The organism is Psychromonas aquatilis (genome assembly GCF_038155185.1).
Lineage (GTDB): Bacteria > Pseudomonadota > Gammaproteobacteria > Enterobacterales > Psychromonadaceae > Psychromonas > Psychromonas aquatilis.
Genome location: NZ_JBAKAZ010000379.1, coordinates 1 through 216, shown reverse-complemented (window position 1 = coordinate 216; position 216 = coordinate 1). Strand labels below are relative to the sequence as shown.

Sequence of the window (216 nt, the reverse complement as noted above, 5' to 3'; positions counted from 1 at the left end):
CCTGTCATTAAGTGTTTATAATCCCCTATCTTCTCATCACTTGCATTGGAATTTTCATTCGAATTCATCGCTACTTGGAAATTTGATGCTTCTTTAAATGCTTTCTCTATCTCTAGCTCAGTCTTTTTTAAAGCTAAACCTGTACTGGTTTTATATAGTCTCTTAATATTAAAGCGTTCTAAAGGAACTTCGATATCGGCAGCAATAATAACTAAA

General features: G+C 32.9%; 1 pseudogene. It reads right to left on the bottom strand.

The features are described from left to right. Nucleotides 1-216 (bottom strand): annotated as a pseudogene (locus V6256_RS15880) (PTS fructose transporter subunit EIIBC); the annotation flags it as partial.